Origin of the sequence: Reyranella sp. (assembly GCF_965229815.1) — a bacterium.
Lineage (GTDB): Bacteria > Pseudomonadota > Alphaproteobacteria > Reyranellales > Reyranellaceae > Reyranella.
The window spans coordinates 2,055,324-2,076,776 of sequence record NZ_CBDDJN010000006.1; the positions used below are offsets into that span (position 1 = coordinate 2,055,324).

19 protein-coding genes and 1 tRNA gene are annotated in these 21,453 nt (G+C 69.4%); 5 read left to right on the top strand and 15 right to left on the bottom strand.

Features of this window, described 5'->3' with window-relative positions; translation table 11 throughout:
• Window position 1: 1 nt before the first annotated feature.
• Window positions 2–2,080, bottom strand: a complete 2,079-nt coding sequence (locus ACO073_RS21045; RefSeq protein WP_421999995.1) for a hydantoinase/oxoprolinase family protein — start codon at window positions 2,078–2,080, stop codon at window positions 2–4.
• A gap of 92 nt (window positions 2,081–2,172) precedes the next feature.
• Between ACO073_RS21045 and ACO073_RS21050 the strand changes: the two genes are divergently transcribed.
• The 3 genes from ACO073_RS21050 to ACO073_RS21060 all read left to right on the top strand — a co-directional run bounded on the left by ACO073_RS21050 (window position 2,173) and on the right by ACO073_RS21060 (window position 5,878).
• Entirely contained in the window at window positions 2,173–3,366 is a 1,194-nt protein-coding gene (locus ACO073_RS21050) for a cyclic nucleotide-gated ion channel (RefSeq protein ID WP_421999996.1), read from the top strand.
• Window positions 3,367–3,507: 141 nt separating this feature from the next.
• The gene (locus ACO073_RS21055) at window positions 3,508–4,914 is read left to right on the top strand and encodes a mannose-1-phosphate guanylyltransferase/mannose-6-phosphate isomerase (RefSeq protein ID WP_421999998.1); all 1,407 of its coding nucleotides are present in this window, start codon (window positions 3,508–3,510) and stop codon (window positions 4,912–4,914) included.
• Between the two features lie 4 nt (window positions 4,915–4,918).
• A complete protein-coding gene (locus ACO073_RS21060) occupies window positions 4,919–5,878 on the top strand; it encodes a hypothetical protein (protein WP_422000000.1) in 960 nt (319 codons plus the stop codon).
• Between the two features lie 145 nt (window positions 5,879–6,023).
• On the opposite strand, the gene ACO073_RS21065 is transcribed toward ACO073_RS21060, so the two are convergent.
• From ACO073_RS21065 to gyrA, 13 genes are all read right to left on the bottom strand, one after another.
• Window positions 6,024–7,322 carry a glycosyltransferase gene (locus ACO073_RS21065; RefSeq protein ID WP_422000002.1) on the bottom strand — a complete coding sequence of 433 codons (1,299 nt, stop codon included), beginning with the start codon at window positions 7,320–7,322 and terminating at the stop codon, window positions 6,024–6,026.
• Window positions 7,322–8,572, bottom strand: coding sequence for a glycosyltransferase family 2 protein (locus ACO073_RS21070; RefSeq protein ID WP_422000004.1), 1,251 nt, complete (start codon window positions 8,570–8,572; stop codon window positions 7,322–7,324). The genes ACO073_RS21065 and ACO073_RS21070 overlap by 1 nt, the downstream gene beginning before the upstream one ends.
• A gap of 12 nt (window positions 8,573–8,584) precedes the next feature.
• Window positions 8,585–9,301 (bottom strand): ABC transporter ATP-binding protein, encoded by a 717-nt coding sequence (locus tag ACO073_RS21075; RefSeq protein ID WP_422000005.1) that lies wholly within the window; start codon window positions 9,299–9,301, stop codon window positions 8,585–8,587.
• Window position 9,302: 1 nt separating this feature from the next.
• Window positions 9,303–10,604, bottom strand: a complete 1,302-nt coding sequence (locus ACO073_RS21080) for a hypothetical protein (RefSeq protein ID WP_422000007.1) — start codon at window positions 10,602–10,604, stop codon at window positions 9,303–9,305.
• On the bottom strand, window positions 10,604–11,563 hold the full coding sequence (locus tag ACO073_RS21085) for an HlyD family secretion protein (RefSeq protein ID WP_422000009.1): 960 nt from the start codon (window positions 11,561–11,563) through the stop codon (window positions 10,604–10,606). The genes ACO073_RS21080 and ACO073_RS21085 overlap by 1 nt, the downstream gene beginning before the upstream one ends.
• Window positions 11,564–11,647: 84 nt before the next feature.
• Window positions 11,648–12,694 (bottom strand): polysaccharide biosynthesis/export family protein, encoded by a 1,047-nt coding sequence (locus tag ACO073_RS21090; protein ID WP_422000011.1) that lies wholly within the window; start codon window positions 12,692–12,694, stop codon window positions 11,648–11,650.
• Window positions 12,695–12,886: 192 nt separating this feature from the next.
• Window positions 12,887–13,252 carry an STAS domain-containing protein gene (locus tag ACO073_RS21095; RefSeq protein ID WP_422000013.1) on the bottom strand — a complete coding sequence of 122 codons (366 nt, stop codon included), beginning with the start codon at window positions 13,250–13,252 and terminating at the stop codon, window positions 12,887–12,889.
• Window positions 13,253–13,266: 14 nt separating this feature from the next.
• Window positions 13,267–14,424, bottom strand: coding sequence for a glycosyltransferase (locus tag ACO073_RS21100; protein ID WP_422000015.1), 1,158 nt, complete (start codon window positions 14,422–14,424; stop codon window positions 13,267–13,269).
• 6 nt (window positions 14,425–14,430) lie between these two features.
• Window positions 14,431–15,213, bottom strand: coding sequence for an ABC transporter ATP-binding protein (locus ACO073_RS21105; protein WP_422000017.1), 783 nt, complete (start codon window positions 15,211–15,213; stop codon window positions 14,431–14,433).
• Window positions 15,191–16,069 carry an ABC transporter permease gene (locus ACO073_RS21110; RefSeq protein ID WP_422000019.1) on the bottom strand — a complete coding sequence of 293 codons (879 nt, stop codon included), beginning with the start codon at window positions 16,067–16,069 and terminating at the stop codon, window positions 15,191–15,193. Before ACO073_RS21110 ends, ACO073_RS21105 begins: the two co-directional genes overlap by 23 nt.
• A gap of 28 nt (window positions 16,070–16,097) precedes the next feature.
• Window positions 16,098–16,172, bottom strand: a tRNA-Lys gene (locus ACO073_RS21115).
• A gap of 87 nt (window positions 16,173–16,259) precedes the next feature.
• Complete coding sequence (coaD, locus tag ACO073_RS21120) at window positions 16,260–16,766, bottom strand: pantetheine-phosphate adenylyltransferase (RefSeq protein ID WP_422000020.1); 507 nt, start codon at window positions 16,764–16,766, stop codon at window positions 16,260–16,262.
• A 70-nt stretch (window positions 16,767–16,836) separates the two neighbouring features.
• A complete protein-coding gene (gene gyrA / locus ACO073_RS21125) occupies window positions 16,837–19,638 on the bottom strand; it encodes a DNA gyrase subunit A (RefSeq protein ID WP_422002188.1) in 2,802 nt (933 codons plus the stop codon).
• 231 nt (window positions 19,639–19,869) lie between these two features.
• On the opposite strand from gyrA, the gene ACO073_RS21130 reads away from it, so the two are divergent.
• Together ACO073_RS21130 and ACO073_RS21135 are read left to right on the top strand one after the other, a co-directional pair.
• Window positions 19,870–20,475, top strand: coding sequence for an HAD family hydrolase (locus tag ACO073_RS21130; protein WP_422002190.1), 606 nt, complete (start codon window positions 19,870–19,872; stop codon window positions 20,473–20,475).
• Window positions 20,472–20,903, top strand: a complete 432-nt coding sequence (locus ACO073_RS21135; protein WP_422000022.1) for a thiol-disulfide oxidoreductase DCC family protein — start codon at window positions 20,472–20,474, stop codon at window positions 20,901–20,903. Before ACO073_RS21130 ends, ACO073_RS21135 begins: the two co-directional genes overlap by 4 nt.
• Here the strand turns inward: ACO073_RS21135 and ACO073_RS21140 are convergent.
• Window positions 20,890–21,426, bottom strand: a complete 537-nt coding sequence (locus ACO073_RS21140; protein ID WP_422000024.1) for a DUF4166 domain-containing protein — start codon at window positions 21,424–21,426, stop codon at window positions 20,890–20,892. The two genes, ACO073_RS21135 and ACO073_RS21140, sit on opposite strands and share 14 nt — an antisense overlap.
• Window positions 21,427–21,453 lie beyond the last annotated feature (27 nt).

Below are 21,453 nucleotides of genomic sequence, written 5' to 3' on the forward strand. Positions count from 1 at the left end.
CTCACGCGTCCTTGCGGTCCATGACGATACAGCCGGACGCATCGATGTGCGCGGCAAAACTGGCCGAGACGTAGGTCGAGGTCTCGTCCTCGGCGACGATGGCCGGGCCGGCGAAGCGGCTGCCCGGCGGCAGCGCCTCGCGGCGGTAGACCGGCACCTCGGTGCTGCGGCCGCTACGGCCGTCGAACACGGGCCGCCGGCCGACCGGCCGGGGCGCGGCGGCCGCCGGCGCGGTGCCCTGCACGGCCGGCCGCTTGGCCTCGGTCGAGACCTGCACCGACCAGCTCAGGATCTCGATCGCGGCATTCGGGATGTGGCGCTCGAACAGGGCGGCGTAGTTGCGCTCGTAGGCCTCGCGCAGCGCCTGGGCATCGGCCGCCTGCAGGGTCCGGGACGGCAGCTCGACCGTGATCTCGTGACCCTGCCCGACATAGCGCATGAAGGCGGTGCGCCGCTCGAAGGTCGGCTGGCCGCGCGCGCCCGGCTCGACCAGGGCGGTCGCCTCGCGGCTCATCTCGTCCAGCAGCGCGTCGACCGCGGCGGCGTCGAAGGCGTCGAGGCGCATGTAGCGGCTGCGGATCAGCTCGTAGGAGACCGGCGCGGCGAGGAACCCGACGGCCGAGCCGACGCCGGCATTGGGCGGCACGATCACGCGCCTGACGCCGATCTTCTCGGCGACCCGCGCGGCATGCAGCGGGGCGCCGCCGCCGAACGCGATCAGATTGTACTGGCCGATGGCGGCGCCGCGCTCGACGGCGTGGACGCGGGCGGCGCTCGCCATGTTCTCCGAGACCATCTCGTAGACCGCGTAGGCCGCCATGTCGGTCGAGAGCCCCAGCCCTTCGGCGACGTCGCGATCGAGCGCACCGCGCGCCGCCTCGGTGTCGAGCGCGATGCTGCCGCCGGCGAAATGCGCCGGGTCGATCGTGCCCAGCACGACGTTGGCATCGGTCACCGCCGGATGGGCGCCGCCGCGGCCGTAGCAGGCCGGCCCGGGCTCTGCCCCGGCGCTCTCGGGCCCCACGGTCACCCGCTTCAGGGCGTCGAGCCGGGCGATCGAGCCGCCGCCGGCGCCGATCTCGACCATCTCGATCACCGGGATGCGCACCGGCAGGCCCGAGCCCTTGAGGAAGCGCGCGGCCCGGTCGACCTCGAACAGCCGCGCGGTGTGCGGCTGGTAGTCGTCGATCAGGCAGATCTTGGCGGTGGTCCCGCCCATGTCGTAGCTGAGCGCCCGCGCCTCGCCGGCGCGTGCCGCCACGTCGGCGGCGAAGATTGCGCCGCCCGCCGGGCCCGATTCCACCAGCCGCACGGGATAGCGCCGCGCCGTCTCGATGGCGGTGAGCCCGCCGCCCGACGTCACGAGGTAGATCGCGCCCGCGAAACCCTCCGCCGCCAGCGCCGCCTGCATGCGCTCGAGGTAGGAATCCATCAGCGGCTGGACGTAGGCGTTGGCGACTGCCGTCGACGTGCGCTCGTACTCGCGCACCTCGGGGCAGACCTCGCTCGCCAGCGTGACCCAGAGGCCGGGCATCTCCTCCTTCAGGATCTCGCGCGTCCGCCGCTCGTGCGCCGGATTGACGTAGGCGTGCATGAAGGCCACAGCGACGCTCTCGATGCCGTCGGCCGCCAGCGAGCGCGCGGCGGCGCGCACGGCGTCTTCGTCGAGGGCCAGCCGCACGGCGCCATGCACGTCGATCCGCTCCGGCACGGTGAGCCGGCGTGCGCGCGGCACCAGCGGCCGCGGCTTCTCGATCGTGAGGTCGTACTGGTCGTAGCGGCTCTCGTTGGCGATATCGAGGATGTCCCGGAAGCCCTCGGTGGCGATCAGCGCGGTGCGCGCACCGCGGCGCTCGATCACCGCGTTGGTGGCCAGCGTCGTGCCGTGGACGAAGACCGCGACGTCGGCGAAGCGGCGTCCGGCATCGGCGAGGATCAGCCGCACGCCCTCGAGCACCGCCTCCTCGGGCCGCTGGGGCGTCGTCAGCAGCTTGCGTGTCCGGCGCCGCCCATCTTCTTCCAGCACCACATCCGTGAACGTGCCGCCGATATCGACGGCGATGCGCAAATCGTCAACCACCTGACCTGGACCATGCTTTCGGAATCGGCCGGGACCGTAGACCCGGCGGCGATGCGTTGCAATTCGCACGCCAGCGGCCCTATGGTCGCGGCGTGACGGCCACGGCACCGACCCCGCGGGCGCGAATCTACGCCCTGCTGCGCTACGAAGAACTGACGCCTTCCGCCCGTCGGTGGCGGACCTTCCATGTCCTGGTCCTCGCGATCGGCCTGGCCGCGGTGATCCTGCTGTCGCTCGACCATCTCAGCGGCGAATCGCGTCACATCCTGCGCGTCGTCATCTGGGCGGCGACGATCGTCTTCTTCATCGAGTACCTGCTGCGCCTGTGGGTGGCGCCGGAATTGCCGCATCTCGTCGATTTTCCGGCCGCCCTGGCCCGCCTCCGCTGGGCGCTGTCGCTGTCGGGGCTGATCAACCTCGCGGCGGTGGCGCCGGCCGTCGTGTTCGCCGGCGGCTACGCGCTGACCGGCACCGACACGGCCTCGGTCTTCTGCATCCTCTGGGTCCTCAAGCTCGGTCTGCATGCGCCCGCGTTCAGCACCCTGGCCCGCGTCGTCTCCAACGAGCGCGCGCCCATTACCTCGGTGCTCATCCTGTTCGCGATCCTGCTGATGATCGCCGCGACCGCCGCGCATGTGTTCGAGCGCGACAAGCAGCCGGAGGCCTTCGGGTCGCTGCCCGGCGCGATGTGGTGGGCAGTCGTCACCCTCACGACAACGGGCTATGGCGACGTCGTCCCGCAGACCGTGGGCGGGCGCCTGATCGGCTCGCTGCTGATGATCTCCGGCATCGCCGTGCTGGCGCTGCTGACCGGCGTGCTCGCCACCGGCTTCTCGCAGGAGGAGCGGCGGCGCGAGTATCTGCGGGTCTGGGAGCAGGTCGCGCGCGTGCCGATCTTCTCCTCCCTCGGGGTCGTCACCCTGTCGGAGATCGTCGGCAAGCTGCGCACGCGCTACTACCCGCCGCGCGTCACGGTGGTCCGCCGAGGCGACGCCGGCGATTCGATGTTCTTCATCTCCAGCGGCGAGGTCGAGGTCCGCCTGCCCAACGGCGGCTCGGTGCGCCTGGGCGACGGCGCGTTCTTCGGCGAGATGGCGCTGCTGGAGCGCCAGCCGCGCTCGGCCACCGTGGCGACCACGCGGCCGACCACGCTGCTGGTCCTCTACGCCAGCGACTTCTACGAGATCGCGTCCCACATTCCGCAGCTCGCGGATGCCGTCGAGATCGAGGCGAAGCGGCGGCGCGAGGAGAATCTCGGCCGGCAGGCGGGCGGCTCCCGGCAATGATGCAGGGACGCCGCGCAAACCCGGGACCACGGGGATTGGGTCGGCCGATCGTCGTTGGCCCGGCCCTTCCCCTGCGCTATATCGCGGCTCGTCCTGCGGATCGGCCCCCGGCCTGACCGCCCGGTAACGAAAGAAGCCCCCATGTCGTCGATCACGCCCGTCATCCTGGTTGGAGGCTCCGGCAAGCGGCTGTGGCCGCTGTCGCGCGAAAGCATGCCCAAGCAGTTCGTCCCCCTGCTCGGCAGCCAGTCGACCTTCCAGCAGACCCTGCAGCGCGTCGCCGACCGCGGCCTGTTCGAGCGCCCCATCATCGCGACCAACGAGGCCTACCGCTTCATGGCCGAGCAGCAGGCCCGCGACATAGGGATGGAGATCGACATCCTGGTCGAGCCGTCGCGCCGCGATTCCGGGCCGGCGATGGCGGCGGCGGCGGCCTATGCCCGCGACCGAGGCGCCACCGCCGTGCTGGCCCTCGCGTCGGACCACCTGGTGATCGGCGCGGAGGAATTCCGCGCCGGCTGCCGCGAGGGGTTGGCCGCCGTCGAGAAGGGCGGCATCGTCACCTTCGGCATTCCGCCGACCGAGCCCAAGACCGACTACGGCTACATCCGCCCGGGCAGCGAGCATGTCGGCACCGTGCAGAAGGTCGCCGCCTTCGTCGAGAAGCCCAACGCCCAGAAGGCGCTGCAGTACATCGCCGAGGGACTGCTGTGGAACAGCGGCAACTTCCTGTTTCCGCCCCGGGTGCTGCTGGCCGAGATGGAGCGCTTCGAGCCCGAGATGGCCGCCGCCGCGCAGGAGGCCGTCGCGAAGGCGAAGAAGACCGGGTCGACCGTCTTCCTCGACGCCGACGCCTTCGCCAGGGCGCCGGCCAAGTCGATCGACTATGCCGTGATGGAGCGCACGGACAAGTGCTGGGTTGTGCCGGCGCGCTTCCGCTGGTCCGACCTCGGTACCTGGGACGCCCTGCTCGACGTCGGCGCCGCCGACAGCGCCGGCAATGTCACGGAAGGCCCGGTCGAGATCGACCATGTCCGCAATTCCTATGTCCGCTCCGACGGACCGTTGACGGCGGTGATCGGCGTCGAGGAGGTCGTGGTCGTGGCGATGAACGACGCCGTCCTGGTCGGCCATCGCGACAATCTCCCGCGACTGAAGGACGTCGTGCAGCGCATGTCCGACGGCAAGCACAGGGCCGCGACCGAGCACGCCGTCATGCACCGCCCCTGGGGAAGCTACCAGGACATCGACCGCGGCGACCGGTTCCGCGCCAAGCGACTGACGGTCAAGCCGATGGGCAAGCTCAGCCTGCAGAGCCACAAGCGCCGTGCCGAGCACTGGGTCGTGGTCAGGGGCGTCGCCGAGGTGACGCTCGACGGCAAGATCATGACCCTGCGCGAGAACGAGTCGATCTACATCCCGATGGGCGGCATCCACCGCCTGGCCAACCCGGGGAGCGAGCCGCTCGAAGTCGTCGAGGTCCAGACCGGCGAGTATCTCGAGGAAGACGACATCATCCGCTACGAGGACATCTACGCGCGGGTCTGAGGCCATGCGGTTCGGCGCCCACCATGAATGGGGCCGGCTGCGCGAGGTCGTGATCGGCCTCGCGCCGGCCGAGGATTTCATCGTCTTCCACGAGCCGTCGATCCGCTGGATGCCACCGGACGTCGACCCTTTCTGCCGGCGCCACGCGGGGCAGCGGCTGGTCGACATCGACCCCGACTGGGCGCACCGCTGCGAGCGGCAGGTCGACGCGCTGGCCGAGCTGGTGGCGCGCGAGGGCGTGACCGTGCATCGCCCGCGTCGCCTCGAGGGCCCCGAGCGCACCTTCCTGGCGCCCAATGGCGAGGGCCTGCAGCTTTTCCCGCGCGACGCCATGATCGTCGTCGGCGAGCACGCGATCGAGGCGTCGCTGCGCCTGGTCTGCCGCCAGCGCGAGCGCTTCGGCCTGCGCCCTGCCCTGCAGCAGATCGTGCAGCGCGGCGCACGCTGGTCGACGGTTCCCCTGGGATCGCCGAACGGCGTCGACGGTCCGTTCCTCGAGGGAGGCGACACCCTCCTCAATGGCGATCAGGTCTATGTCGGCATCTCGGGATGCGCCTCCGACCTCGCCGGAGCCGACTGGCTCCAGGCCCTGCTGGGCGACCGCTACCGCGTGCTCCCGGTCGCGATGAAGTCGAGCGTGCTTCACCTCGACTGCTGCCTGGCGCTCGTCAAGCCGGGCCTGCTCATCTGGTGCCCCGAGAAGCTGATCGACGGCCTGCCGATGGCGCTGCGCGACTGGGACAAGATCGCGGTGTCGGTCGACGAGGCGAACCGGCTGGCCACCAACGGGCTTGTGCTCGAAGAGGGGCGCATGATCATGGACAGCGACAACGTCCGGGTGATCGAGGAGCTGCGCCGGCGCAAGGTCGAGGTCATCGCGATCCCCTTCGACGGCCCGATCCGGGTGGGCGGCAGCCTGCGCTGCGCCCATCACCCGCTGCTGCGGGAAAGCGTGCTGGCCTAGTCTTAGGGCCCAAGCGCGAAGCGAGAGATCAATCACTTGCCGGGGGCGCGCCGCTCCGTGGCCCATCGTTGGAGCGCGGACCTCCAGGTCCGCATCATGATCATGAACGGACCTGGAGGTCCGCGCTCCGATCGGCCGGGCTGGATTAATCGCCCTTCTTCGGCGTGCGGTCGAAGACGACGGGCTTCGGTCTGTCGAGACGCTTGCGGATGTGGACGGCGAGCGAGCGCACCACCATGGCGATCTGCCCGCCGACGAAGCGCACCAGCACCATCGCGAAGCGGGCCGGCGGCATCTCCCCGCCCCGGATGAAGTTGTGGCCGGCGCGCAGGAACGTGGCGGCGCAGAACACCACCCACGCCAGGGTGAGGACGAACAGCGTCAGCAGCAGCGGCACCAGCGACGGCGCCAGCAGCCCCGCGAGCAGGCCGCTGACCACGCCGACCAGCAGCACCGGCTGGTTGAGCGACATGCAGAGATGCAGCAGCGCCGCCGCCTTGGACGACGGCGTGATGTCGCGGCTGCCCAGGATTGCCGGGAACATGCGCATCGAGACGTGGCGGAAGCCGTCCTGCCAGCGCTGCTGCTGCCTGAGCCAGGTCTGGGTGTCGGCGGGCAGCTCGCCCGGGACCGGGACGCTGGTCAGGAACAACGCCCGCCAGCCCTTCACCCAGCCGCGGTAGGTGAGATCGAGGTCCTCGGTGACCGTATCGCCCTTCCAGCCGCCGCCGGCCTCGATCGCCGCGCGCTGCCAGATCCCGCAGGTCCCGTTGAAGGGCAGAGGATGGCCGGCCCAGCAGCGTGTCGCCTGCTCGATGCCGAGATGGGCGTCGAGCGTCACCATCTGCATCTCGGTCAGCGCGTTCTCGTGCGGATTGAGGAAATCGAAGCGGGCCTGCACGAATGCCCAGTCGGGGTTGGCGAAGAACGGCCGCATGCAGGTGCGGAGGAAATCGGGCGACGGGACGTAGTCGACATCGAAGATGGCAAAGAAGTCGTGCGGCGTCTTCTGCATCGCCTCGTGCAGCGCGCCGCCCTTGTAGCCGCTGCGATCGACGCGCTGCAGGGCCACGGCGTCGATGCCCCGGGCGCGCAGCTCGGCCACGACCGTGCGGGCGAGCTCGGCGGTCCCGTCGGTGCTGTCGTCGAGGACCTGGATGTGGAGCTTGTCGCGCGGCCAGTCGAGACGGGCCGCCGCCTCGACGCCGCGGCGCAGCACCGGCCCCTCGTTGAAGGACGGAATCTGCACCACGACGTGCGGCAGCTCCTCGTCGGGCGGCAGCGGCGTCGCGAGCAGTGTTTCCTCGCGGCGCAGCCCCGTCTCCTTCAGCCGATGGTGCAGCACCACCATGTAGAGAAGGCTGCCGATGAAGGCGCCGAGCAGCAGGCAGCACACCGCGAAGATCGCGGCGAGCAGCAGGGCCAGGGTTGCGACGACCGCCATCAGCCCTGGCTACCCGTCTTGGGCGTGCGCCTGAACTCGGTCTTGCGCCCGAACCCCGCGCCGACGATGGCGCCGGCATTGGCGACCGCAAGATAGACGATCAGCGCCGGCACGCTGGCCGCGGTCGCGAGGTAGCGGCCGAGGCTGCCGCGCCGCAGCCGCCGGTAGGCGCCCCAGGTCATGCCGATCAGGACGGCCAGCATCCCGAGGAGCCACAGCCACAGCAGGAAGCGGAAGAAGCCCAGCAGATGGCCATGGCCCACGATCGACACGATCAGGGCGACGATGCCCAGGGCCAGCATCGGGAAGATGAGCTGCTGGCCGAGCGCGACCGTGGTCGTGAACTTGGCCTCGCCGGACCAGTCGGAGGCCCAGATCGGCGCGATCAGCTTGCGGGCCACCTGCACGAAGCCCTTGGACCAGCGGCTCTGCTGCGCGCCGAAATCGTCGATCCGCGCCGGCAGCTCGCCGACCACGTGCGGCTCCATCAGGAAGACGCCGTGCCAGCCCCTGAGGGAGGTGCGCAGCACCAGGTCGAGATCCTCCGACAGCGTGTCGTGCGACCAGCCGCCGGCCTCCTCGACGGCCGCGCGCCGCCAGATGCCTCCGGTGCCGTTGAACTGGAACGGCACGCCGCGGCGCGCCCGCACGTCCTGCTCGACGGCGAAATGGGCGTCCTGCATCAGACGCTGGGCGCGGGTCAGCCAGTTGCGGTCGCCGTTGCCCCACTCGATGCGCGTCTGCACGAACGCCGCCCGCGGCGCCGCCAGCAGCGCCGCCATGGCGCCGCGCAGCCAGCCCGGCGGCGGCACGAAGTCGGCGTCGAACACCGCGACATAGGGTGCATCGGAGAGTTCCAGGCCGGCGGCCAGGGCGCCCGCCTTGAAGCCGCTGCGGTCGGCGCGGCGCACGTGGGCGACGTCCAGGCCGTCGCGCCGCAGCCTCGCCACCGCGTGCACGGCGATGTCGGTGGTGATGTCGGTGCTGTCGTCGAGGAGCTGGATCGCCAGCCGGTCGCGCGGCCAGTCCAGCGCCGCGGCGGCGGCCAGCACGCGATCGACCACGAGCGGCTCGTTGAACACCGGGATCTGGACCAGCACCTTCGGCAGCTCGTCGGGCAGCACGGACGCGGCCGCCTCGGCGGGCGGCAGCTCGTAGGCCCAGTAGACCAGGTAGAGGAAGTAGCCGGCGATCACGAACTGGACGGCCAGGCAGAGGAAGACGACCAGGTCGACGACCGGGAGCAGCACGGCGGCCCGCCGTCAGTGGTAGTGGATCGGCACGTCGAAGCAGCGTCCGTCCTCGATGTGGAGGCGGCGGGAGGCGACGTCGAAGATCCGCTCGTCGTGCGTCGACAGCACGACCGCGCACTTGGCGCGGAGCGCGAGGTCCTTCAGCTGGTCGACCACGAGCCGGCCGGCCACGCGGTCGAGGGCCGAAGTCGGCTCGTCGGCGATGATGAGGTCGGGCAGCCCGATCATCACGCGGGCGATGGCCACGCGCTGCTGCTGGCCGCCCGACAGCTCGTCCGGCCACGCAGCCGACTTGTCGCCCAGCCCGAGCAGGGTCAGGAGGTGCCGGGCGCGCGGCTCGTCCCAGGCGGGGTCCGACAGCGGCGTGGTCGACACCCCGGCCATGACGTTCTGCAGCGCCGTCAGCGAGGACAGGAGGTTGCGCTTCTGGAACAGGAAGCGGATCCGGTTGCGCAGGACGTCGAGTTCGCTGCCGGCCAGGCCGACGATGTCGGTGCCGAGCAGGCGCAGCTTGCCCTCGGATGGCCGCCGCATGGTGCCGAGGATGGTGAGCAGCGTCGTCTTGCCCGACCCCGAGGGGCCGGTGACGATCACCAGCTCGCCCTCGCGCACCTGCATGTTGATGTCGAACAGCACGTCGACGCGCTGCGGCCCGCTGCCGTAATGGTGGTGGACGTCGATCGCCTCGACCACCGGCGGCCCGAAATTGTTCTGTTCCTCGGACATGTCACTCGAACAGCATGATGGGGTCCACCTTCCACAGGCGGCGGATGGCGAACAGGCTCGACACCACGGTCATGATCACGCAGGCGACCAGGGCGACGGACATCTCGCGCAGGCCCATCGACATGCCGAGATGCATCGCCGCCTCGGTCGCGCCGTAGACCATGCGCGCCAGGGTGAAGGAGACGAGGAACGCCGGGGTGATGATGGCGGCGCCGATCTGGCCGATCATCAGCAGGAAGAACCACCAGTCGTAGCCCAGGCTCTTCAGGATCGCGTATTCGGGCAGGTAGAAGCGGATGATCTGGTACTGGGCGTAGTAGATGAACACCATGCCGATCATCACGCCCATGATGAAGCCCAGGTCCGTGATGTAGCCGACCGGCGTCTCGCGCGACCAGTAGAGCCGCTCGCGGTGCTCGAACTCCTGCTTGGTGATGGCCTCGCCGCGCCCCACCAGGGTGCGGTTGAGCTGCTGGCGCACCGCCGCGACGTCGGCGCCGGGGACCAGCGAGATCGAGATGAACGCCGGCCGGTCCGACCACCAGTTGCCGAAGACCTCGGCCATGGTCTCCTGCGACATCAGCACGGCGCCGTCGTTCAGCACGTTGGGCCCGACGGCGAAGGTGCCGACGACGAACAGCTGGCGCAGCAGGCCGCGATTGTCGGGCGGTCCCAGCACCGGCACTTCCTTGCCGGCATCGACCTGCTCGGCGAGGTCGCCGAAATAGGGGCGGGAATCGCGATCGAACAGGATGCGCCTCGTCTCGCGCAGCTTGTAGAGGTTCTCGGTCAGGCCGGGCAGGTCGACGGCCGGTCGCTCGGGATCGATGGCGTACCAGGCAAGCCGGCGCGACGTCGGCATGCCGGCGTGGCTGATCGACATGACACCGAACCAGAACGGCGAATAGCTCTGGACCGAGGGATTGGTGGCGATGATGTCCGTGACCGCGACCGGAACCTCGGCGTGCAGCTGCATCGACTTGAAGCCGTAGGGCACGATGATGAGGTCGCCGGCGACCATGCGGTGCAGGCGGACCGAGGATTCGTAGACGGCCCGCTCGATGCCGAGCTGGGCGAAGATCACCAGCAGGCTCGCCGTGACGCCGCCCAGCGACAAGAGCGTGCTGGTTCGCTGGCGCCTGAGCTGCTGGGCGCCCAGCGGCATGGCCGTGGCGGTCCGGGCCGCCGCCCGCAGCCGGGACATGGTGAAGTCCGGGCGCCAGCGTGCCACGCGCCCGATGCGCGCCCACAGGCGCGACAGCCTGTGGCGCAGCGCCGGGACGTCTGGCAGGGTGAGTGCCATCAGAGGAACGTGACGCGCGTCTCGCGTCCGAGCACCGGCGGAATGCTGGCCGGGTCGTCCATGACGATCTCGACCTGCACCACGCGGGCGTCGGTGGAGGAGCCGCCGTCGGGCTCGACGCGCTGCATGCGCTTGACCGTCGGGGCGATGCGCTCGATCGTGCCCTTGTAGACTTCGTTGTTGCCGCGGAAGGTGACGTCGACCTTGCCGCCCGGCTTCAGGCGGCCGACATGCAGCTCGTCGACATCCGCCAGGACACGCAGCTTGCTCATGTCGACGATCTTGGCGATGCCTGCCGGGGAGACGCGCTCGCCCTGTCGCGAGAAGATCTGAACGACCACTCCGTCGAGCGGTGAGCGCACCAGGGCATCCTCGCGGGTCCGCCGCGCGCTCTCGACCCGGGCCCGCGCATTCTCGAGATCGAGCTCGGTCTGGGTCAGGTCGTTCTTGAGGCTGGTCTTCATCAGCTCGAGCCGTGCCTTCTGCCGCTCGAGGGCCTGGTCGGCGATCGTCGCCTCGAGCTCACGGACATCCGGCGGCTTGCCCGAGCGGGCGCGCTGCAGGGCATCGAGCTTGTTCTGCTCGATCGAAGACTTGAGCGTCGCTTCCTGCAGCTTGATCTCGGTGACCCGCGTGCCCTTGAGCACCGTCTCGTAGGACTGCTCCAGCTTCTCGAGGTCGGCCTCGATCATGCGCAGCGACACGTCCGCCCGGTTATGGTTGGACAGGACCGCGATGACCTCGTCCTTCTTGACCTTCTGGCCGTCCTTGATGCGCAACTCGACCAGGACGTTGCCGCCCGCCGGGTCGCCGGCGACCACCGCCGTCCCGGCCGGGGCGTCGGTGTACCCCCGCGAGATCAGCGGCGGCTGGGCCGGCTTGGGCGCGTCCTGGGCGCTACTGGTCTGACGGGTCGGAGTGATCCAGAGGAGCACCGCCGCGACCGCGACGACGATCAACGCCCCTGCCGCTCCCCACCTGAATTTCGTCTCTCGAGCCATTGCTGATTGTACCAGAAATCCTCGTCCTTGGCCTTCAAGCCGTCAGTACGTTGTCGTGATCGGGATGTTGCCCCGGGCGATGCCGACGACCGAGAACGTGCGGTAGATCGACGTCAGGATCTTGTCGTACTCGTACAGCGGCGCGTTCGTGACATAGATAACATCGCGAGCCTGCAAGCCGAACTGCTGTGCGACAAAGATAGACACCGGCTGGAAGAGGTCCAACCGGAAAACGCGCGCACGCGCCGTGGGATTTGTGTCCAGGTCGCCCATTCTGAACACATAAACGCCGGTTTTGTTGGCGCGCTGGTCCGACAGGCCGCCGACCGTGCCCAGCGCCTCGAGCAGGCTGAGATTGTGCTTGGACATCTCGACGTTGCCCGATTTCTGCACGGCGCCCAGCACGGTGAACACGCGCGGGTTGGGCCGCACCACGATCTCGTCGCCTTTCTGGACCGGGATGTCGCCGCCGGCGAGAAGGTCCGAGAACTGCGCCGTCAGGATCATCTGCCCGTCGCGCCGCACGACCACCTGGATCTGGTTCGCCGCCGAGCCCGTGGCGCCGCCGGCGCCGCTGCTGCCCATCGGGCCACCCGCCTTGTTGATGGCGTCGACGACCGTGCGGACGTCCTCGAGGATCGAGACGCGGCCGGGGTTCTTGACGTCGCCGGCGACCATCACCGTGAGGTTGCGCGGCGCGTCGAACTCGACGATGACCTCGGGCTCCTGCACCTTGTTGCCGAGCTGCTGGATGATCCTGCGCTCGATCTGGTTGAGGTCGAGGCCGGCCACCCGGACGACCCCCACCACCGGAACCTTGATGGTGCCGTCGGGCTCGACGCGCTGGATGCCGAGGTCGGCGCTCTGTCCCTGGATGGTCGGAAAGATGTTGCCGCCATAGCGCTCGAAGATCCGGACTTTCAGCGAGTCGCCCGGAGCAACCGTCAGCTTCTGGGCCGGCGAGAGATGGCTGGTCGACGAGGGCCGGTCCGGCGTGACCGGTTGCCGGTAGGCCGCGACCGTGGTCGGCGTCAGGTCGATGACGTCGAACGGCAGCGCCTCGGTGCTGGTCGTCTGCGCGCCCCCCATCCAGGGTCCGTCGCCCGGCAAGGCCGTACAGGCTCCGATGCCAATGCCCATCCCAACGACAACAGCGGTCAGTCGCGCGGCAGCGCCCAGCCGACTCCAGATTGTCAAATTCCGATCTCCGTCAGGAGTGGTAGCGACATCGAGTGTCGCGCCGCGCCCCGTCCCATGAAACTGCCTCAGCCCGGCCAGTTATTAACCCGTGGCGCCGCGGCGGTGCAAGCGTTGCCCGGCGCTGCCTGTGGGCTGGAACCGCAGCTTCTTCGTGGCCTCCTCGATACTGTCGACCACGTCGAAGAGTTGCGTGAAACCGCTCACCAGGAGGCAGTCGGCCGCAGCCCCGGTGAAGCGGCAGAACACGACGCGTGCGCCCTGCTCCTGCGCCCGGTGGAGGGAGCGCGCGAAGGTGCGCACGCCGGCCGCGCTCATGTAGGTGACCTGGCTGCCGTCGACGATGACGCCGGCGCCCGGAACCAGGGCCGCGAAGATCGTCGCCTCGACGCTCGCCGACGTCTCGGAATCGACCTTCTCGGGCAATAGGACAGTCTTGTTGTCGCTCATGGCGCTCATCACCGTCATACGAGTTTCCGTCCGGCCCCATCCCTGCCGGGGCGCCAGCCGCCGGCCAGGTCGGTGCCGCGCCAGTCGATCCGGTTGCGTCCCCGCCAGGCCTCGGCCGCGAGGACCGGCACCAGCATTTCACGGGCCAAAGCCGCCGCCCAGGCCCGAGGACCGAAGGAAAGGCCATGGGCCGCGAGGAACCAGGCTTCGGCGGCGAGCCACAGCCCGGTGTGGAGGGCCAGCGCGAGCGCCAGGACGGCCGGATCGTGCACGCCGGCGAGCAGCAGCGCGGCAAGGCCGGCGAGGCCCGAGAGGAGCCAGCCGATCAGCGGCTCCAGCAGCACCAGCCGGCTGACCTCCGGGGCGAGGTTGAGCCGGGTCGACCCCCAGCGGACTTGGCGCCGCCACACGTCCTGCCAGCGCCGCCGACCCAGTGGCAGGCGGGGCATCGTGCCGGCGAGGCAGGTGGTCATCCCGGCCTGGTCGCGCACCGTCCGCACCACCGAATAGTCGTCGGCGAGGTAGTTGAGGAACCCCTGGTGCACCCCGATGCGGTGCAGGACGTCGCGGCTGAGGATCGTGACCCCGCCCGACGCCACCGGCATGCCGAGCCGGTCGGCGGCCTTGAGGAAGCGTCCCTGGTGGCCGTTGATGTAGGCGCACTCCATCTGCGCCGCGAAGGTCTCCGGCCGGTCGCCCGCCTTCAGCGCCAGCACCAAGCCGACCTCGGACGACAGCGGGGCGGCCGAAGCGGCGAGGTCGGCGGGTGTCAGGACGATGCCGGCGTCGCACAGCGCGACCACGGGCCGGCTCGCCCGCTCCAGGCCCTTGCGCACGTTGTTCATCTTGGGATTGAAGGTGTCGTCGCTGCCGACGAGGATCGGCGCGTCCGGCCAGACCGCCCGCACGGCGGCGATCGCCGGATCCCGCTCGGCGGCCACGCAGATCAAGATCTCGGCGCCCGCCTGCGACAGGGCCGCGAGACTGCGAACATAGGCATCGGAGGCATCAGCGGCCCCGGCCATCGGGGCGACGATGCTGAACTCGGCCGCGGCGTGCCGGCCGGGACCGGCGGGCCGCCGCTGGCGCCCGAGGGCGGCGCTCAGCCACTGCACGACCATTGCGACCGCCCACCAGGCGAATGCCAGCCAGAAGAGGATGCCGGCCGCCATCCGCCATCACTCGCTCACGGAGAAGCGGTGGATATCGTCCTTTTCCATGGCCAGGGCGCGATGGTAGGCGCGGATGACGGTGCTCGGCTCGCCCTGGGACCGGATGCGGCCGTCCTCGATCCAGATCGCCCGGTTGCACAGGCGGCGCACCTCCGACGGCGAATGCGAGACGAAGAGCAGGGTTCCCTTGCGCCGGAAGCTGTCGATCCAGTCGAGGCACTTGCGCTGGAAGGCCGCATCGCCGACCGCCAGGGCCTCGTCGACCACCAGGATCTCGGCCTCGACATGGGCGCAGATGGCGAAGGCCAGCCGGGTGCGCATGCCCATCGAGTAGTGCTTGACCGGCTGCTCCATGTAGTCGCCGATGCCGGCGAAGTTGGCGATGGAGTCGAACTTCGCCAGCACCTCGGCCCGGGTCAGCCCCATGACGGCGCCGCCGATCATGATGTTCTCGCGGCCCGACAGCTCGGCGTCGAAGGTCGCGCCCAGCGCCAGCACCGGCGCGACGCGCCCGGTCACCCTGAGCTCGCCGTTGCTCGGCAGGGTCATGCCGCAGATCACCTGCAGCAAGGTCGACTTGCCGCAGCCGTTGCGGCCCAGGATGCCGATGCTGTCGCCGCGATGGACGTCGAGGTCGATGTCGCGCAGCACCCAGAACGGCTTGTAGTAGGTCTTGTACCAGCCGAACATGACCTGCTTCAGCCAGTCGCTGCGGCGGGCGTAGAGCTGGTAGGCTTTGCCGAGGTGCCGGGTGCGGACGACGACCTCAGATGACGTCGACGATGACATTCCGATACCTGTCGAAGAACCAGTAGCCGAAATAGAAGGTGACGAACGACGTCACCAGCATCCACAGCACGACCAGCGGATTGGGGAAGGTTCCGGCCAGCACCAGGTTGCGCACCGCCTCGACGTAGGCGGTGAGCGCATTGATGTAGATGAGGAGGTTCCAGGGCGGCGACATGTTGGTGTGCGAGAAGAAGATCGGCGTCATGAACATGAACAACGGCACGATGTTGATCATGAGGTAGCCGGCGTCGCGCGTGAACGCCCCGACCGCGCACAGGAACCAGGCCAGCCCCATCAGGAATATCGTGAGGGGCAGGAAGACCAGCGGCATGAAGATCACCGTCCAGTGCAGGCCGCCGGTGACCAGCAGGACGCAGACCAGCATGACCACCGCGCCGATCGCGGTGTAGACCGCGGCCCTCATCGTCGCGATGACCGCCAGCATGTCGCTCGGGAAGATCGTCTGCTTGATGAAGTGCGCGTACTCGTGCAGCAGCATCGGCGAGCGGTACGCCATCTCCGAGAAGAAGTTGAAGACGATCAGGCCGGCGAAGATGAACAGCGCATAGGCGATGGGCCGCTGCCCCTCCTCGCCGACGAACGACATCTGCAGCTTGGTCGTGAAGGCGAAGGTGTAGACGCCGATCGCGAACAGCGGCGCGGCCACCGCCCACAGCCAGCCGCCGGCCGAGCCCGTGAAGCGGGCCCTGAGCTCGCGGCGCAGGATCGCCAGCACGATCTCCTTGCTGTAGATCATCTCGAGGAAGGGCTTGGCAAGGAAACGCCGGAGGCGCTGGGAGCGGTCGAGCTGCTCGACCACGATCTGCTTGCCGTTGACGACTTTCACCGACGGCATGAGCCGCGTGTCTCCTTCTCGCCTGCGCTGGTGAGCCCGGTAGGGATCGAACCTACGACCACCTGATTAAAAGTCAGATGCTCTACCGCTGAGCTACGGGCTCGCTCCGGCCTGGCGCGGAGGGCCGAATCCCCGCGCGGCGCCCGTATATGATGTGTCGGCCCGCCGGTCAACGCGGCCCCGGGCGGCGTCAGGACCGCGAAAACTTGGCTTTCAGCCGCTCGAAGACCTTCTTGGACACGAACTGGGAGGTATCCCCGCCCAGCCGGGCGATGTCCTTGACCAGGGACGAGGCGATGAACTGGTGCCGGTCCGAGGCCATCAGGAAGATCGTCTCGATATTGGGCTCCATCCGGGCGTTCATGTTGGCCATCTGGATCTCGTACTCGAAGTCCGAGACCGCGCGCAGGCCGCGGATGATCACCGATGCGTTCACCTCGCGCGCGAAATGGATCAGCAGCCCGTCGAACGGCACGATCTCGATGCGCGCCTTGTCGGTCTCCGAGAAGTCCGCGATGTCGTCGGCGATGATCGCGACCCGCTCCTCCAGCGTGAACAGCGGCCCCTTGCCGATGTTCGTCGCCGGTCCGATCACCAGCCGGTCGACCAGCCGCAGCGAGCGGCGCACCACTTCCATGTGCCCGCTGGTGATGGGATCGAACGTGCCCGGATAAACGCCGACGCGTTCTGACGCCATGTCTGCCCCCCACTTCCCGATTGCTCGTGCGCCATGCGTGGAGGCGAAGTCTTAGCGACACGGGAGGTCCTTATCCACCGTTTGTTTCGGCATGGCCGTCGCCGTTGCCATTGCCGTTTCCGGCATCGTCGTCGCCGATGCGCACCGCCGAGACGACGCGCTCGCCCTCGCTGACGCTGACGATGCGCACGCCGCGCGTGCCGCGTCCCGCGATGCGGATTCCGTCGACCGGGCACCGGATCAGCGTGCCGCCGTCGGTCACCAGCATGATCTGGTCGCTCTCCGGCACAGGGAACGCCGCCACGACCTCGCCGCCGCGGGCGAGGCTCATCAACTCGACGCCCTTGCCGCCGCGTCCGGTCACCCGATACTCGTAGGCCGAGGTGCGCTTGCCGAAGCCCGACGAGGCGACGGTCAGCACGAACTCCTCCTTGGCCTGCAGCTCCCGGAATCGCTCCTCCGACAGGCTCGTGTCGGGCGCGCCCTCCTCGGCCGCCGCAACCTCCTCCTCGGCACCCTCGACTGCGCCCTCGACCGCATTCTCTGCCGCGTTCTCGGCCTGCCGCAACGCCCGCGACTGGCGCAGATAGGCGTCGCGCTCTTCCGTCGCGATGCCCTTGCCGCCGTCCACGAGGGACATCGAGATGACCTCGTCGCCCTCGGCCAGCGCGATGCCGCGCACGCCGGTCGAGTTGCGGCTCTGGAAGACGCGCACGGTCGCCACCGGGAAGCGCATGGCGCGGCCGAGCCGGGTCGCCAGCAGCACGTCCTGGTCCTCGCTGCAGACGCCCACGCCGATCAGCCGGTCGCCGGCATCGTCGCCCTCGAACTTCATGGCGATCTTGCCGCTCTGGTTGACGCTCACGAAGTCGCTGAGCTCGTTGCGGCGCACGCCGCCGCGCGCCGTGGCGAACATGACGTGCAGCGTCGCCCAGCTCGCCTCGTCCTCCGGCATCGGCATGACCGCGCTGATCGTCTCGCCTTCGCTGAGCGGCAGCAGGTTGACGAAGGCCTTGCCGCGGGCCTGCGGCGCGCCGAGCGGCAGGCGCCACACCTTGAGCTTGTAGACGATGCCGCGGCTGGAGAAGAACAGGACCGGCGTGTGGGTGTTGGCGACGAACAGGCTGGAGACGAAATCGTCCTCGCGCGTCGCCATGCCGGACCGGCCCTTGCCGCCGCGGCGCTGGGCGCGATAGGCCGAGACCGGCACGCGCTTGACGTAGCCGCCGTGCGTCACCGTGACGACCATGTCCTCGCGCTGGATGAGGTCCTCGACGTCCTGCTCGAACTCGTTGTCCAGGATCTCCGTGCGGCGCGGCGTCGCGAACTGCTCCTTGATCTCGAGCAGCTCCTTGCGCATCAGCGCGAACAGCTTGTCGCGGTCGGCCAGCAGTTCGAGGAACCCTTCGATCAGCCGGGCGACCTCGGTCAGCTCCTCGGCGATCTTGTCGCGCTCCAGCCCGGTCAGGCGCTGCAGGCGAAGGTCGAGGATGGCGCGGGCCTGGATCTCCGACAGCCGGTAGGTGCCCTCGGCCGAGACCTCGCGCCCGGGCTCGGCGATCAGCTGGATCAGCGGCGCCACGTCGACGGCCGGCCAGTCGCGCGCCATCAGGCGCTCGCGCGCGACCACCGGATCGGGCGCGCGGCGGATCATCTCGATCACCTCGTCGATGTTGGCGACGGCGATGGCGAGGCCGACCAGCACGTGAGCCCGATCGCGCGCATGGCGCAGCTCGTACTGCGTGCGGCGCGTCAGGACCTCGGCGCGGAACCGGATGAAGGCCTCGAGCAGCTCCTTGAGGCTCATCAGCCGCGGGCGGCCGCCGTCCAGGGCCAGCGCGTTGACGCCGAACGAGGTCTGCAGCGGCGTGTAGCGGTAGAGCTGGTTCAGCACGACGTCGGACATGGCGTCGCGCTTCAGCTCGACGACCAGGCGCACGCCGTCGCGGTCGCTCTCGTCGCGGATCTCGGAGACGCCCTCGACCTTCTTGTCGCGCACCACCTCGGCGATCCGCTCGTGCAGGCGCGCCTTGTTCTCCTGGTAGGGGATCTCGGAGATGATGATCGATTCACGGCCGTTGCGGCCTTCCTCGATGCGCGTGCGCGCCCGCATGATCAGCGAGCCGCGGCCGAGCTCGTAGGCGGCGCGGATGCCGTTGCGGCCGAGGATGGTGGCGCCGGTCGGGAAGTCGGGTCCCGGCACGTATTCCATGACCTGCTGCGTGGTGAGCGCCGGATTGTCGATCAGCGCGCAGCAGGCGTCGATCAGCTCGCCGAGATTGTGCGGCGGGATGTTCGTCGCCATGCCGACCGCGATGCCGCCGGCGCCGTTGGCCAGCAGGTTGGGGAAGGCGGCCGGCAGGACGGTCGGTTCGAGCTCGCGCTCGTCGTAGTTCGGCTGGAACTCGACGGTCTCCTTCTCGATGTCGGCCAGCAGCGTCTCGGCCGCCGGAGCGAGCCGCGCCTCGGTGTAGCGCATGGCCGCCGGCGGATCGCCGTCCATCGAGCCGAAATTGCCCTGCCCCGAGATCAGCGGCAGGCGCATGGAGAAATCCTGCGCCATGCGCACCATGGCGTCGTAGATCGCGCTGTCGCCGTGCGGGTGATACTTGCCCATCACGTCGCCGACGATGCGCGCCGACTTGCGGAAGGGCCGCGTCGAATCGTAGCCGCCTTCCTTCATGGCGTAGAGGATGCGCCGCTGCACCGGCTTCAGCCCGTCGCGCGCATCGGGCAGCGCACGCGACACGATCACGCTCATCGCGTAATCGAGGTACGACCGCCGCATCTCCTCTTCGATGGTGATCGGCGCTATGTCGTGCGAAGGCGGCTCTGGCGGGGGCTCGTCGGGCGGCGGAGGGGCCGGCGGGATTGTCGAATCGTCGCTCACGGAAACCTGGGTTTTCTCGCTCCTGTGGGCCCTGCCAGACGGGCCCGGCGGAACGTTGGCGCACCCTAGCAAATGCCATCCCGGACACCAACAAAAATCGCTTGAGGGCCGCGCCCATAAGTGATTGATTTAATTGAGTTAATCCTACCGGGAAACGACCCCCAGAAAGGCCTCCGATTGGCGCCCGAATCGCCCCCTTCCCCGCCCGCGATCGTGGTCTTCGACATGGGTGGAGTCCTGCTCGACTGGAACCCTCGCCATCTCTACCGGAAGCTCATTCCCGACGCCGGCGAGATGGAGCGCTTCCTCGCCACCGTGACAACCTCGCAGTGGCACGGTCTCCAGGACCGCGGCGGCGATCCGGCCGAGGCGACACGCCGGCTGCAGGCCGAGAATCCCGGCCAGGAGGCCCTGATCGAGGCCTTCTATGGCCGTTTCGACGAGATGCTGGACCACGCCTTCCCGCCCATGGCGGCCCTGGTCGAGCGCCTGCACGATGCCGGCACGAAGCTCTACCTGCTGTCGAACGCCCCCGCCTTCATCGACCCCTGGCTGCGCGGCCCGGCCCGCCACCGCCATCCGTTCCTCGGATGCTTCAGCGACTATGTCGTGTCCGGGCTGGTCGGCTGCTGCAAGCCCGACGCCGCGATCTACGACCTGGTCTGCCGGACCGGCTCCTTCCGGCCCGGCGAGGCCGTGCTGGTCGACGACGTCCTGTCCAACGTGGAGGGTGCCCGCCGCTTCGGCATGCACGCCGTCCAGCATCGCTCGCCGGAAGCGACCGTGGACGCCCTGCGCACGCTCGGTCTGCCGGCATGAAGGTCCCGGCGAGCCTCGGCGATCTGCCACGGCCGCTCTATTTCTTCGACGGCCACTGCGTCCTGTGCAGCGCCTTCGTCGCCTTCTGCCTGGCGCGCGATCCGGAAGGTCGGCTGCGCTTCGCCAGCACCCAGTCCGCGCTGGGCCGGCGGGTCCTGGCCGCGCTGGGCCTGCCGGACGGCACGTTCGACCGCACCGTCCTGCTGCTCGATGCCGACGGCGCTCACCTGCGGTCGGCGGCCGTCCTGCGCGCCCTGGCGTACCTGAAAGGACCGGTGCGCTGGCTGCGTCCCCTCGGCGCGATCCCCGCGGCGCTGCGCGACCCGGTCTATTCCATCGTCGCCCGCAACCGCTACCGCTGGTTCGGCCGCCGCACGGCATGCCTTGTCCCGGCAGAGTCCACGCGTGGCCGCTTCATCGACCTGTGAGCCAGCCGCGGTAGCGCACCAGCCGCCCGACCAGGGGCAGGGCGATCGAGACGTCGAAGAAGAAGCGTCCGTCGGCCTCGTATTCCGTGGCGCCGATCCGCGGCCACAGGCTGCGGGGAAGCGGCAGCCCGCAGAGGCGCATACCCTCCATCGCGAGGCGCAGACGGCCGTCGGCCACCCGAAGTGCGAGATCGAAGGCGAACCAGCCGAACTGCTCGACGATCCGCCCGGGAACGCCCGGCTTCAGAAACTGGCGGGAACGCATCGCCCGCCCCCCGACGTGGCGGGTCCAGGTCTCCACGCCGTCCGCGACCACGAACGCGACCTCGATGGCGGCGTCCTCGGTGCCAGCCGGCAGGCCGAACAGCCGCGCCAGGGTCCGGCCGGCCAACGTCTCGCCACCGTCGACCCGGCAGCGGCCCGACCAGGTCGACGTGCCCGCGTCGTGGAGCGCCTGCCCGGCGGCCGACTGGCGTCGATAGGCATCGCCCAGGGCTTGCCGGTAGAGGCTCGTCCCGGACATGCCGTCAGCGCCCGGTCGCCAACGAGG